This is a genomic window from Psychrobacter sp. H25 (assembly GCF_059076335.1).
This window is the reverse complement of sequence record NZ_JCACRV010000001.1, coordinates 1727429-1741062: the sequence shown is the minus strand read 5'-3', so window position 1 is coordinate 1741062 and position 13634 is coordinate 1727429. Positions and strand designations below refer to the sequence as shown.

Annotated in this window: 11 protein-coding genes; 7 read left to right on the top strand and 4 right to left on the bottom strand. The window is 44.0% G+C overall.

What is annotated here, in order from left to right; translation table 11 throughout:
- Positions 1-437 precede the first annotated feature (437 nt).
- From AC5JPO_RS06995 to AC5JPO_RS06980, 4 genes are all read left to right on the top strand, one after another.
- Positions 438-1817, top strand: a complete 1380-nt coding sequence (locus AC5JPO_RS06995; protein WP_493853644.1) for a GNAT family N-acetyltransferase — start codon at positions 438-440, stop codon at positions 1815-1817.
- Between the two features lie 99 nt (positions 1818-1916).
- On the top strand, positions 1917-2417 hold the full coding sequence (locus AC5JPO_RS06990) for a chorismate--pyruvate lyase family protein (protein ID WP_493853643.1): 501 nt from the start codon (positions 1917-1919) through the stop codon (positions 2415-2417).
- A gap of 468 nt (positions 2418-2885) precedes the next feature.
- Positions 2886-4142, top strand: a complete 1257-nt coding sequence (gene glyA / locus AC5JPO_RS06985) for a serine hydroxymethyltransferase (RefSeq protein WP_319051105.1) — start codon at positions 2886-2888, stop codon at positions 4140-4142.
- 436 nt (positions 4143-4578) lie between these two features.
- Positions 4579-6114, top strand: coding sequence for an alanine/glycine:cation symporter family protein (locus AC5JPO_RS06980; RefSeq protein WP_443525368.1), 1536 nt, complete (start codon positions 4579-4581; stop codon positions 6112-6114).
- A 135-nt stretch (positions 6115-6249) separates the two neighbouring features.
- On the opposite strand, the gene gltS is transcribed toward AC5JPO_RS06980, so the two are convergent.
- The 4 genes from gltS to AC5JPO_RS06960 all read right to left on the bottom strand — a co-directional run bounded on the left by gltS (position 6250) and on the right by AC5JPO_RS06960 (position 10404).
- Positions 6250-7524, bottom strand: a complete 1275-nt coding sequence (gene gltS, locus AC5JPO_RS06975) for a sodium/glutamate symporter (RefSeq protein WP_443525370.1) — start codon at positions 7522-7524, stop codon at positions 6250-6252.
- Positions 7525-7654: 130 nt separating this feature from the next.
- Positions 7655-8089: a barstar family protein gene (locus AC5JPO_RS06970; protein WP_493853642.1), complete on the bottom strand. Its 435-nt coding sequence runs from the start codon at positions 8087-8089 to the stop codon at positions 7655-7657.
- Positions 8090-8147: 58 nt separating this feature from the next.
- Positions 8148-8936 (bottom strand): ribonuclease domain-containing protein, encoded by a 789-nt coding sequence (locus tag AC5JPO_RS06965; protein WP_493853641.1) that lies wholly within the window; start codon positions 8934-8936, stop codon positions 8148-8150.
- Between the two features lie 166 nt (positions 8937-9102).
- A complete protein-coding gene (locus AC5JPO_RS06960) occupies positions 9103-10404 on the bottom strand; it encodes a glutamate-5-semialdehyde dehydrogenase (RefSeq protein WP_493853640.1) in 1302 nt (433 codons plus the stop codon).
- 440 nt (positions 10405-10844) lie between these two features.
- Between AC5JPO_RS06960 and AC5JPO_RS06955 the strand changes: the two genes are divergently transcribed.
- The 3 genes from AC5JPO_RS06955 to AC5JPO_RS06945 all read left to right on the top strand — a co-directional run bounded on the left by AC5JPO_RS06955 (position 10845) and on the right by AC5JPO_RS06945 (position 13520).
- Positions 10845-11144: a hypothetical protein gene (locus tag AC5JPO_RS06955; protein ID WP_493853639.1), complete on the top strand. Its 300-nt coding sequence runs from the start codon at positions 10845-10847 to the stop codon at positions 11142-11144.
- Positions 11145-11547: 403 nt separating this feature from the next.
- Positions 11548-12345, top strand: coding sequence for an ABC transporter ATP-binding protein (locus AC5JPO_RS06950; protein ID WP_443525379.1), 798 nt, complete (start codon positions 11548-11550; stop codon positions 12343-12345).
- 374 nt (positions 12346-12719) lie between these two features.
- On the top strand, positions 12720-13520 hold the full coding sequence (locus tag AC5JPO_RS06945; RefSeq protein WP_493853638.1) for a transporter substrate-binding domain-containing protein: 801 nt from the start codon (positions 12720-12722) through the stop codon (positions 13518-13520).
- Positions 13521-13634 lie beyond the last annotated feature (114 nt).

The window sequence follows — 13634 nt, the reverse complement described above, 5'->3', positions numbered from 1 at the left end:
TTCTTTTAATAATATTTATTCAAGCAGCACTCTTAGGCAATACGTCAACTGTGATGCGATATTGCTTAAGAGTCATTCACTGACGGTATATTATAATCAATCCACTATAAATCCGATAGGTTGTCAATCATATACGATGAACCAAGTATCCTGTTTTAATCCATATCCTATGATTTGAATTGTACTAAGCTAATAACAACCTTATTCTACCAGTCATCGGCTTCGATATCATCTTTTCCATACAACTACTGTCTTTTTATGGGCTTTTATATCGACCCAAATGCTACAGCAACCGCGTAATAAAAAACCATCGACCTCTCAATCGGTGGTTTTTTATTACGCCGCAATAATTTTTGCAAATTGTGACAGCAAAACCGCAAAAATTTGCTAGGCTAGGTCATCAACAGATAGATTATCTATATATAGCGACGATGAATATGAGTTTAGAGTATGCGCTGATTAATGATACCAGTTGGCAGAGCCAGACAGAATGGCAAACGCCAGATACCCCTTTTATGTCATTTGAGTTTTGGCAAGCTTTGACTGACACTGGCGCGATTGGTGAGCAAGCAGGCTGGCTACCAATATTTATTTTGGTACATCGAGTCGACGATCATGCTGATAATGAAGACAGTACCGATGGCTCAGTAAGCAGCACTGCAAACAATGCATGGCAACCTGTGGCCGTGATGCCGGTATTTATAAAGGGTCATCATCGCGGTGAGTTTGTATTTGATCATTCATGGGCGGAAGCTTACGCGCGCTATGGCGTAGATTATTATCCGCGATTGGTCACCAGCGTACCCTATACACCGATTACGGGTCAGCGTCTTTGGGTAGCAAAAGGGCAAACCCTAAATGAAGATATCCTCAAAACAGCTATTGCAGGTATCGACGATATTGCCCAGCAAGTGGGTGCCTCAAGCTGGCATGGGCTATTTGTCACTCCTACGCTGGCATCTATTGCTACCACCTCTATGCCTACTGAAGTTGATGTAGAGCGTGCGATAGTCGCACAAGAGAGTGGTATTGATGCCGTGCCTATCGAGATGCCTATACTCGAGCGCCAAGGCTGCCAGTTCTTATGGCAAAACAAAGACTTGCTTAATAACAGTCAACCATTTGCTGATTTTGATGCGTTTTTGATGACGCTAAAAGCTAAAAAACGCAAGACTATCCGTGCCGAGCGCCGCAAAGTTGCAGAGCAAGGTATCACCTGTGAGCGAAAGTGCGGCGATGCAATCAGTGAGGCAGACTGGAAAGCTTTTTATCATTGCTATGTCATGACCTATGCGGTGCGTGGACAGCAGCCTTATCTCACGCTAGACTTTTTTATGGCATTGGCAGCGAGTATGTCTGAACATATTATGCTCGCACAAGCGTTTGATGCTGGTGGTGAGATTATCGCGAGTAGTCTGTTCTTATATGATGACCCTGATAGCGATAATAAGAATCCTGATAGCGACAATGTTGATGTTAGTGATAATGCAACCTTGTATGGTCGATACTGGGGTGCGCTTGGTGAGTATGACAGTTTGCATTTTGAGCTGTGCTATTATCAAGGTCTTGAGTTTGCCATTGAGCAGGGGCTAGTTGCTTTTGATCCTGGGACGCAAGGGGAGCATAAATTGGTTCGAGGATTTATTCCTACGACAACGCACTCTATCCACCGTATTTATGATCCGCGGTTTGTACCTGCGATTGGTGACTTTTGTATGAGAGACCGGATGCATATGGCACAGTATCGCAAGCAGGCGTTTGAGGCGCTGCCTTTTAACGCGGATAATATGCCTGATTTTAATAGTAGCAACTCATAGCAGTCACTTATAACGGCAATCGGCCATGGTGAATGCTGCTTCTACGCGCAAGCACCTTTTAACTATCAAATACCTATCAAAGCGTACCAGCTATCAACTATGACCTGTAACCAGTCTCATTCTACACATTGTCTACCACCTACCGAGCTGTTGCCTTGGCTGGGTGCCAAAGGCTCTCTCACTGCTATGCTAGAAGAGAGGGCAGGGCAGCCACTGCGGGTAAAACGTAGCTTTGAGGGCTATCGACAGCTATCTTTAATGCAAAAAAAGCAACTGGGTATCACAGGTGGTATGTTAGGACGACCGCTGCTGGCATGGGTGCGTGAAGTACACCTCTATGGCTGTGATGATGCGCCATGGGTACAAGCCCAAAGTATCTTTCCTCTATACAGTTTGCAGGGTCAGGCACGTCGTCTTCAGCAACTAAAAAACACCCCTATCGGCTATGTACTATTCAAGCGCTGCCGTACCTTGCCGAACGAGCGTTTTATTAGTCATACGAGTGACGGTTGGCAACGGCAAACGCGTTATGACTGGTATGGCCGCACACTCATGATTAGCGAAACGTTCTTACCTGCGTTTTTATCTAACGATCTATAAAAATATTTCATGCCTTTATCAGTATAAAAAGGCAGTCAAGCGAAAATTCTCAATGGGTAAATCCTTTATTTTGTTGGCTATTTAGCTGCGTTATATGACCATTTAATTCGCTCATCTTAAGGTGAGGTTTTTTTGCGCTCATCGTACAAATTTTCATGTTACACTTAATCTTTCGCAGTGATATCGATGCAAATGTATATCGATTTTATTGACGAATCAGTCAAGTTAATAGCAGGTTAATCGCCTGTGTTTGTTCTTATTTTATTCTTTGCTAATAGACGCCATTCACAATAGTGGACATACCATAAGACAGAACGTAAAAAGACAACAGATTGTAGAAAAACAGAGTGCAGAGGTGTTTAACATACCTCAAGCGACGTTGACGCATTAGTTGTTTTATTGTGGGCAGGCTATCAGCTTCTTTTCAATGACATTTTTTCAATGACAGTCACTACTTAGGACATCACTATGTTTAAAGATATTTCTATCAAAGATTTTGATCCAGTACTTGCTGAAGCCATGGCCGCAGAAAGCGTTCGTCAAGAAAACCATATCGAATTAATTGCGTCTGAGAACTACTGCTCACAAGCAGTAATGGAAGCGCAGGGTACTGACCTGACCAACAAATACGCAGAAGGCTATCCTGGTAAGCGTTACTACGGTGGTTGTGAGCATGTGGATGTCGTTGAACAATTGGCAATTGATCGTGCAAAAGAGTTGTTCGGTGCTGAGTATGTCAACGTCCAGCCACATTCTGGTAGCCAAGCAAACTCTGCGGTATTTTTAGCATTGCTAGAAGCAAATGACACCGTACTGGGCATGAGCTTAGACGCTGGTGGTCACTTGACACATGGCGCGCACATTAATTTCTCAGGCCTGAACTACAATGCTGTACAGTATGGGTTGGTAGACGGTACTGGTTTGATCGATTATGACCAAGTAGACGCTCTAGCACGTGAACACAAGCCAAAAATGATCATTGCTGGCTTTTCAGCGTATTCACAAGTAGTCGATTGGCAGCGTTTCCGTGACATCGCTGACGAAGTAGGCGCGTACCTGTTGGTAGATATGGCACACGTTGCTGGTCTGGTTGCAGGCGGTGTTTATCCAAACCCAATACCTTTTGCCGATGTAGCCACCACTACCACGCACAAGACCCTACGTGGCCCGCGCTCAGGTATGATCTTGTCACGTGATGAAAAATTGGCTAAAAAGCTTAATTCTGCGGTATTCCCAGGCAACCAAGGCGGTCCGTTGATGCACGTCATCGCGGCAAAAGCAGTCTGCTTTAAAGAAGCGCTAGAAGACAACTTCAAAACCTATCAACAGCAAGTAGTCAAGAACGCACAAGCAATGGCGAAAGTCATCCAAGAGCGCGGCTATGACATCATCTCTGGTGGTACTGAAAACCATCTAATGCTGATCAGCCTCGTTAAGCAAGAAATGACCGGTAAAGAAGCGGACAAGTGGCTTGGTGATGCACACATCACTGTCAACAAAAACGCAGTACCAAACGATCCAAAGTCACCATTCGTGACCTCTGGTATCCGTATCGGTACGCCAGCAATTACGACTCGCGGCTTTAACGAAGCGCAAGCCGCTGATTTAGCAGGTTGGATATGTGATGTACTAGACAGCCGCGGTGATGAAGCAGTTGCAACTGAAGTACGTGGTAAAGTAGAAGCGATCTGCAAAGAGCTGCCAGTGTACGAGAAAAACCAGTAAACCTAAATCTATACTGATTGAGTCAGCTCTCCTTAAAAGCTGCCAAAATAAAAACCGCTTAGCATTTGCTAGGCGGTTTTTTTGTTGTCCTCTATAAATATCTGAGCATCTAGCGCAACCTTGTGCTGGTATTATCATCTAGTAATTTTAAGCAACTTTAAGTCTGTTATGTATACTTCAAACCACTATCAACATTATTTGACAAATATAGTGGATTCGCCTGAATTTGATTGTCAATATGAGAGCGCTAAGTTGATGTTTAGTCGAGAAAAACATATAAATTTTTTTGTTTATACAAGAGTATTAGTATATAGTCAGCATTGAACGTTTAGTAATAATACTAATACAAAGTATAATAAATAATTACACTTTGTATTAGTGTCGATGTAATTGATTAAGTAACGATATAAATATTATTTTTACTAAAGGGATTTATATGAAAAAACAATCTTTAGTCGCAACGATGCTATTACTTAGCACTACTCTTGCCCAAGCAGCAGAGCAATCAGGTTTAGCAGCATTTGGGGCAGGTCTCGACAGTTTCATGGCCAGTATATTTGGCTGGTTCGTTGATCTTATTTTCTTTTCAGTACCGCTTGGGGACGTTAGCTTCCCACTCATTGTAGGTTGGTTGTTGGTTGCCGCCTTAGTCTTTACCTTTTACTTTGGCTTTATTCAGTTTCGTCTTGTAGGGTTATCTCTGAATATCGTCAGAGGTAAATATACCGATCCTAATCCTGCTATTAAAGAAGAAGGCGAGGTTAGTCATTTCCAAGCCTTGGCGACTGCTCTATCAGGCACGGTCGGTCTGGGTAATATTGCTGGTGTAGGTGCCGCCCTTGCTATTGGTGGACCTGGTGCTACCTTTTGGATGATCGTGGTTGGCCTGTTCGGTATGGCATCTAAGTTTGTAGAGTGTACGCTAGGTGTTAAATACCGTACTATACTGCCCTCTGGTGCCGTATCAGGTGGACCTATGTACTACCTCAGTCGTGGTATGGCTGAACGTGGTATGGGCGGATTTGGTAAGGTTTTAGCCGTTGGTTTTGCCCTTATGACGATACTAGCAACCTTTGGTGCTGGCAACATGTTTCAAGGCAACCAAGCCTTTGCAATGGTAAGCTCTACTTTTTCTATTCCTACTGAGTACAGTATAATCTTTGGTGTTGTCTTAGCGGTTTTAGTCGGTTCGGTCATCCTTGGTGGTATGCCTCGCATAGCAACCGTTACCGAAAAAGTCGTACCCTTTATGGCTTTGTTATACATTACTATGGCAGTAATCGTACTGGTTGCTAACTTTAACCAAATTGGCACAGCATTTGGAGAGATTTTCACAGGTGCCTTCACTGGTGCTGGCGTGGCTGGTGGCTTTATCGGTGCGTTGATTCAGGGTTTAAAACGGGCAACTTTCTCTAATGAAGCAGGTGTCGGTTCAGCCGCTATTGCTCACTCCGCGGTAAAAACAAATGAGCCTGCAACTGAAGGTTTGGTAGCTTTACTAGAGCCTTTCATTGATACGGTTGTCATTTGTACTATGACTGCGTTAGTGATTACCATCTCTGGTGTGAACACAGCAGCAAACTTGCAAGATCAAGCGATCACTGGTGTAGAGCTAACCCGTGCCGCCTTTATGCAAACGGCTCCAATTTTTCAGTATTTCCTAGCCTTAGCTGTAATCATGTTCGCATTTTCAACGATGATTTCATGGTCATATTATGGTCTAAAAGCTTGGACTTACCTCTTCGGTGAAGGTAGAACTAAAGAAATAATATACAAAATTATATTTTTAGTCTTCGTCGTTATCGGTACTGTCATACAGTTTGGTTTTGTTATCGACTTCGCAGATGCGGCTCTGTTCGCTATGGCGATCTTTAACATCATCGGTCTATACTTCTTGATGCCGATTGTGAAAAAAGAAGTGAATTCTTTCGTCGCTCGTGTGAAGAGTGGTGAAATCAAAAAGTATAAATAGTGGGTTTGATTAAATACGCTATGATAACTTGATATTTAAAAAAGCCCGCCAAGATGAGTTTTGGCGGGCTTTTTGATGTCTGGCATTCTTGATTTTATAGACAACTATCAAGCTTCAGTCTGTGAAAGCATTAGCCTACATAAACGGCAACTTGGTAAATATCTGCAATATCGTTGCATTGACGATATCGACAAAGAACGCACCGACCATTGGCACGATTAAAAATGCTTTCGGCGAGGGTAGGTAGCGATCCGTAACTGCTTGCATATTAGCAATCGCCGTCGGGGTCGCCCCCATACCAAAACCGCAATGTCCTGCTGATAGTACCGCCGCGTCATAGTCTTTGCCCATGACTTTAAAGGTAATTAGGTAGACATAGATAATCATGATGATGGTCTGTACGACCAATATAATCAATACAGGACCTGCCAAATCGGTCAACTGCCATAGTTTTAAGGACAGCAATGCCATCGCCAAAAACAGACTCAATGACGCATTACCAAGCACATCAATCGAGCGGTCAAACATATCAAAGTTGAAGACCATGGTTAGTACATTACGTATGATCACGCCGCCTGCCAGTGCCCACACGAATGTCGGCAACTCAAACCAAGTGCCTTCAGCAACTATGGCCATCACATCGGCAAAAGCCAAAGCGCCTGCAAATAGCGCCAAGGTTTCGATAGTAGAGGACGCTGTGATAAAGCGCATGCTATCAGGTCTCTCAAAGATATCTTTATTACTACCGGCAGACTCCTCATCGTGTTTCGTGCTATACAGCGACTGATTTCCTGCGACCTTTTCTATATCGCTTGGGTTCGGATTAGCAGGCGCAGGCTTTAGGCCAAGTCGATTGATCAAACGACGCGCCACGGGACCACCGACGATACCGCCTGCGACCAAACCATAAGTCGCAACAGCGATACCTAATGTGGTCGCGCCAACCACGCCGTAGTCCTCTTCTAAGGTAATGCCCCAAGCCCCAGCAGTACCGTGACCACCCGTCAGAGCGATAGAACCTGTGACCAGACCGAGTAGCGGATCAAGCCCTAATGCACTTGCCATAGCCACACCAACGACATCTTGTAGCACGATAAATACGGATACTACGATGGTGAAGATCAATAGCGGTGTACCACCCGCTTTTAGACGACTAAAATCAGCGCTCAGACCGATAGAGGCAAAAAACATCAACATGGTGGCAGTTTGTAGTCCTTGATGAAAGTTGAAGCTATATCCCCAAACCATATTGAGAACATAGACAACAATCGCTGCAACTAGACCGCCTGCAACAGGCTCAGGAATATTGAAGTCTTCTAAAAACTTGACTCTCTTTACCAAAAAACGCCCCAGCAGTAGCACTAAGGTGGCGAGTATCAGGGTGTAATAACCGTTTAAGGTAATCTCCATAGGTTAATCCTTTGTATAAAATAAATTAACCTGAATTCGGGATAAATATGGCTTTATCTCGAATTCAGGTTTCTATGATTCAGGTTTTTATGATGATGAATGATTAACGGTGATTACTCTATTAACAACACTAGATCTCATCTGCAGATGGCACAATGATCCACAATTGTGGTTTGCCAAAGTCTCGATAGGCATCTTCAATGATGCACTTAAACATATTGAAGTCTTCGGTGTTTATACTTTTTGCTCCCGTCAAATCAAGCATCAGGTGCATCACATCGCTATCTGTCAGGCAGTCCCATGCACTGTCCCAGTTATACGAAAAGTAATCAGGGAACTCACAGGCGCAGGCAAGACTCGTCAATAGCGTGGTTTTATCCAGTATGTCACCCGCCGGTATGGTAACAGCCTGCGCAGGAATATCCGCATATAGTGCTGTACCGTTTTGGTTAATGTGGCTTTGATTAATACGGTCTTGATCAACATGGCTTTGGTTAATATAGTGGATGGCTTGGCTTATACTTTCTTGATCGATATTTTCTTTTTTCATATCTGCTTGTTTCATGTCCGTTGCTCCTTATCTATGCTGTATATCTTTTTGCTCAGTATTTGTTTGTTTAGCACTAAGGCACCTGCAGTCTTTGAAAACTATCGTAATGATCGACGGTCAAGTAATACACAGTAGGTGGATAACCCCCTGTGACGATACGACGTGCGCCGCGATGTGAGACGCCAGGTGTGGGTACGGTGTACTCGCGGTAGTAGCCTTGTGATTGTGTCGGTAGTCTGCCTTCACGATTATAAAACGTCGTGCCATCCTTATTTGGGTAAGGGTATGGTCCACCTTGCTGGATGAGCGCAATCGTATTATCGACTTGTGCATCACCTGTTATGCCAGCAGTGGCGACTTGACTTGTACTATCTGAGGCAGTTTGCGACAAGGTGGTTGACTCAACACTATCAGCAAACAACGTTGAGCTGATATCGCCAAAGAAGTAGACAGCAATGGCGATAATAGCAATGAGGCTAAATAGGGTAGAGCCTAGGCTTCTTTTATTTTGACTGCTGTTTTGACCGCCGTATTGAGTGTTATGTTGTCTACGATTTTGATTAACGGGGTTTTGGTTAATGTGATTTGAATGATTGCGTCGCTTGCTATTACTAGGTGTTTTACTGAGTGCACTTGGCCCAGTATCTGGTGCAATGCTCAGTGACGACGGTGTGACTTCGGTGGCTCGCAACTGGTTTTTTTCATTACGGGTACTATTGAAATACACGCTTTGACCAACCGTTATAGGCTCTACCAATCGTGCGTTACTAATATGAAAAAACACATCTTCACTTTGGTCATCTACATCGATAAAGCCATAGCCTTTATCCTGATTCCAGTGTTTAATCTTGCCACTTTGCATGGTTGCACCGCTCCCTGTAATTTAAATGTCTAACACTTGAATGCCTACAATCTAAAAACTTATGATTTAAATGTCTATAATTTGCATACCTATTATTCAAATGAAAAACGCCAGCAAAATTGCTGACGTTTTTGGTTACTCATGGGCGTAGTGAATGCTCGTATGATTACGCACGAGTCTCGCCATGACCGTAGACGATCCATTTTTGTGAAGTGAGACCTTCGAGACCGACAGGGCCGCGTGCATGGATTTTGTCCGTTGAGATACCAATCTCAGCACCCAGACCATATTCGAAACCATCTGCAAAACGGCTAGACGCATTGATCATTACGCTTGCTGAGTCCACTTCGCGGATGAAGCGTTGTGACTTAGTATAGTTATCCGTGATGATAACATCAGTATGGTGACTGCCGTGCGTATTGATATGCTCAATCGCCTCGTCAATGCCTGCAACAACTTTTACCGCGAGGATAGGGGCTAGATACTCAGTATCCCAATCCTCAGAGGTGGCAGCAGATAAGTGACCATTAAGCTTAGCATTTTCGTTTAGGATGGCTTGCGATTTGTCATCAAGACGCAGTTGCATGGCATCATCGGCAGCCACGATGGCTTCAGCAATCTTAGGCAGTAGCTCGCCTGCAACTGCTGCATCGACCAGTAACGTCTCCATCGTATTACAAGTACCGTAGCGATGGGTTTTGGCATTGACACTGACGTTGATAGCCGTGTCTGTATCAGCATCGCTATCAATAAAGGTATGGCAGTTACCGTCTAGATGCTTGATCACAGGTACTCTAGCGTCGTTGCTGATACGGGCAATCAGACCTTTACCGCCACGTGGCACAATGACATCGACATAGTCAGTCATCGTAATCAATTCACCAACAGCAGCGCGATCGGTAGTTTGCAATACCTGAACACTGTGCTCAGAGAGATCAGTATGGCTGAGGCCTTTGATGATGCATTTTGCAATCGCTTGGTTGGATTCAAACGCTTCAGAACCACCGCGCAAGATAATTGCGTTACCTGATTTTAGCGCCAGCGATGCCGCTTCCAACGTTACGTTAGGACGTGACTCATAGATCATACCGACCACACCCAGTGGTACACGCATCTTGCCAAGATGAATACCTGATGGCTGATAGGTCATGTCAGTGACTTCGCCGATTGGATCAGGGAGACCAGCCACGTCTTTAAGACCTTGAAGCATACCATCGAAGCGCGCTTCATTTAGCTCTAAGCGATCGAGAAGGGCACTATCAAGGTTGTTCTTTTGACCGTTATCCATATCGATTTTATTGGCAGCCAAGATATCTTGCTTAGCGTTGACCAACTCTTCATGAATCGCCATGAGTGCTGCATTTTTATCGCCAGTATTGGCAGCAGCAAGTGCGCGAGAAGCAGCGCGTGCTTGCTTACCAACAGAGTGCATGTAGGTTGTGATGTCCGTCGTATTTGCTTGACTCATAAATTATTTTCCTTATGTCATACAGGTTTTATATAGATAAAAGTGGTTCTAAATAAAAGCGCCTAGAAAGGCGAAAATTTGGCAAAAAAGAAGTTTTGAATGCCTACTTACATAGCGGTAGGTCATTATGCTATTTAAAATAGAGCAGATTGAGGCGATAGTAAAGATGATTTTGTGAACAGCGCCCGCTTTACAACGTGCTGATCATCCTTTATTTAGACAGCGCTGTGAGTTATTTAGTACAGTGCCATGAGCAATATCACATATCCTCCGCTAGATAATGGTATCAATACTGCACTCTAACTTTACGTGTCTTTAACAGAACTGTGCTGTAAATACTAAGGTAGCCATGACGCATCATCAGTATAGTAAGCATTAACAAAGCAGCGCTAACAATAGATAGTGCTGGATCATAAAATGATGAATAATGGAGAATGAACATGGCTACTAAAAACGCATCGTATAAAAATTGGTTGATGGCCGGATTGGTTGCAGGCGCGCTTGCGCTAAGTGCGTGTAGTAAAGATGAGACACCGATGGAAACACAAGCTGATACGACTGTTGATGCGCAAACGAGCGTTGAAGAAAACGCCACAGCAAACAGCTCTGACGACGTCGCCGTTGCTACTGCTGATGACGGCATGGTCGTTGAAACGACAGATGATGTGGCTATTGCAACCGTAGATGACGCAGAGATGCTCGATGGTACGGAAGACTCAGAGCATGTATCGACGTACTAAGAGTTATAGCGTACCCGTTTTATGCTACATATCACGGGTGACGCGCTGTCATTAGCTGTTGGTCAAAGGTTCAATATCAAAGGCGCAGTGTAGACGCACAAGATAAAACCACGTCTAGTACATGAAAGTGATAAAATAAAGCCCAGAGCGATAAATGCAATCTGGGCTTTTTTAGATCAACGGTTTATAAAGTAGCCATAATCAGTAGTAACGACTAACTGACTGGTTAAACACAAGATTTGCCTTTTTGCTGTGGAATGAGAGACAATATGGCATTTTTTCTCTTGGCCTGCTCAGGCATAGGACTATTACGCTAGTGCTATAGATACTTATACTATTATATAAAGCTCTTATTTATTTTTATTCGTGTTTTCACTCATATTTATTGGAAGTCTGCTGAACCATGCTTGATACCGCAAAAACCCCGACTCGGCCTATCGCCCTAGACTTACAAGATATCCATAAAAGCTATGGCTCATTAGAAGTGTTAAAAGGGGTATCTCTTACCGCCTATGATGGTGATGTCATCTCTATTCTGGGCTCATCAGGCTCAGGTAAATCAACATTGCTGCGCTGCATCAACTTGCTTGAAAACCCAAATCAAGGTCGCATCCTAATCGGCAATGAAGAGCTGATGCTCAAACCTGCCAAGTCAGGCGAGCTTCAAGCATCAGACGTTAAGCAGTTAGAGAGTCTGCGTGCTCGCGTGGGGTTTGTCTTCCAAAACTTTAACTTGTGGCCGCATAAGACTATTTTGCAAAACATCATTGAGGGACCGACGCAGGTGCTCAAGATTAAGAAGGCGCAAGCGATTAGTGATGCTGAGCAGCTACTCGACAAAGTAGGGCTACTTGACAAGAAAGACGCTTATCCAGCCAACTTATCGGGTGGTCAGCGTCAGCGTGTGGCTATTGCCCGTGCACTTGCTATGAAACCACAAGTGCTGTTGTTTGATGAGCCAACCTCGGCATTGGACCCTGAGCTGGTCAACGAAGTACTTGCTGTCATGCGAGAGCTAGCAGAAGAGGGTCGTACGATGCTGATCGTTACCCACGAAATGCGTTTTGCCCGTGAAGTATCCAGTAAAGTAGTCTTCTTGCACCAAGGTGTGGTCGAAGAGATCGGTACGCCTGAGCAAGTCTTTGACAACCCTACCTCTGAACGTGTCAAAGACTTTATGGCCTCACATCGCCCAAACTAATTCTGCCCACATTAGATGGTAGTAGAATCCTACTACCATCTGACCCTACCATTATCTAGCTCTGCTACAGTCAAACCCCTATATTATTAACTCCTATCACTACCAAATCTTGCCAAGTGCAAAAATCACTATATCGTAACCATTGTTGACTCTTTATTACCCGATAATAACTGTGAGTATGCAAAACGTTTGTTTTTGATATTTTACTCAGGTATTATCAAAAGGTTTATAGGTAGTCACAGCTGCTGGCTGCCTGTCATTCTGCTATCTATATTGCTTGTCTGGCAGGGACGTCAGAGAACTAAATATCAGAACCTAAAGCCAGAAAATCCTGTCAAAACCCTATGTCAAACCCATCAGAATTTAAGGAATGTATGATGTCGAATTCTCGCCTACTGTGGTCATCAATGACCGTCACCGCAGCATTGATGCTGAGTGCTTGTAGCCAACCTGCCAACGAAACAACTGATGCCAGCGCCGATGCACCTGCTGCAGAAACGACTGGGCAAACCATTCGTATTGCAACCGAAGGCGCTTACCCTCCATTCAACTATACCAATGCGGATGGTAGCTTGTCAGGCTTTGATGTCGATGTCGCAAATGCGCTATGTGATCAGATGCAAGCTGAATGTGAAATCGTCGCTCAAGATTGGGATGGTATTATCCCAGGTCTATTGGCACAGAAATATGATGCGGTTGTCGCAGGGATGTCTATCACTGCTGAACGTCAAGAAAAAGTCGATTTCACTGAGCCGTACTTTGCCAACACGATGGTATGGCTAACCAACAACGATGGCAGTTTTGATCCGATGGCGATCAACAATGTCACACTAGGTGGACAGCGCTCTACCACGCCAGGGGCTTATCTACAGGATAACTACGAAGGCAAAGAAGGCAACACGGTTCAACTGTATGACAACTATGACAATGCTTACTTGGATCTAAAGTCTGGTCGTAGCGATGCGGTATTGGCCGAAAAAGTCTCTGCCAAATCATGGTTAGCAGATAATACAGAAGGCTTTGGTATTGTTGGTGATGAAATTGATAACGATGACAACATTGCGATTGCTGTGCGTAAAGGGGATGGACTCAAAGCAAAATTTGATAAAGCATTGAGCGAAATCCGTAGTAACGGTGAGCTTGCACGCCTTGAGCAAAAGAACTTTGGTCAATAATGTTTTCCTGAATGTTTGTACTCAAAACAAGCGATGCTGATAAGTAAAAAACGGTTCAGTATTGCAGGATCAATTGAGTATAAAGTAGTCAGTAATAAGTGATGATACGGCTGG

Bases quoted from the DNA above. Each gene is read 5' to 3' on its own strand.
- AC5JPO_RS06995 (WP_493853644.1), top strand. From the start codon at position 438: ATGAGTTTAGAGTATGCGCTGATTAATGATACCAGTTGGCAGAGCCAG.
- AC5JPO_RS06990 (WP_493853643.1), top strand. From the start codon at position 1,917: ATGACCTGTAACCAGTCTCATTCTACACATTGTCTACCACCTACCGAG.
- glyA (WP_319051105.1), top strand. From the start codon at position 2,886: ATGTTTAAAGATATTTCTATCAAAGATTTTGATCCAGTACTTGCTGAA.
- AC5JPO_RS06980 (WP_443525368.1), top strand. From the start codon at position 4,579: ATGAAAAAACAATCTTTAGTCGCAACGATGCTATTACTTAGCACTACT.
- gltS (WP_443525370.1), bottom strand. From the start codon at position 7,524: ATGGAGATTACCTTAAACGGTTATTACACCCTGATACTCGCCACCTTA.
- AC5JPO_RS06970 (WP_493853642.1), bottom strand. From the start codon at position 8,089: ATGAAACAAGCAGATATGAAAAAAGAAAATATCGATCAAGAAAGTATA.
- AC5JPO_RS06965 (WP_493853641.1), bottom strand. From the start codon at position 8,936: ATGCAAAGTGGCAAGATTAAACACTGGAATCAGGATAAAGGCTATGGC.
- AC5JPO_RS06960 (WP_493853640.1), bottom strand. From the start codon at position 10,404: ATGAGTCAAGCAAATACGACGGACATCACAACCTACATGCACTCTGTT.
- AC5JPO_RS06955 (WP_493853639.1), top strand. From the start codon at position 10,845: ATGGCTACTAAAAACGCATCGTATAAAAATTGGTTGATGGCCGGATTG.
- AC5JPO_RS06950 (WP_443525379.1), top strand. From the start codon at position 11,548: ATGCTTGATACCGCAAAAACCCCGACTCGGCCTATCGCCCTAGACTTA.
- AC5JPO_RS06945 (WP_493853638.1), top strand. From the start codon at position 12,720: ATGATGTCGAATTCTCGCCTACTGTGGTCATCAATGACCGTCACCGCA.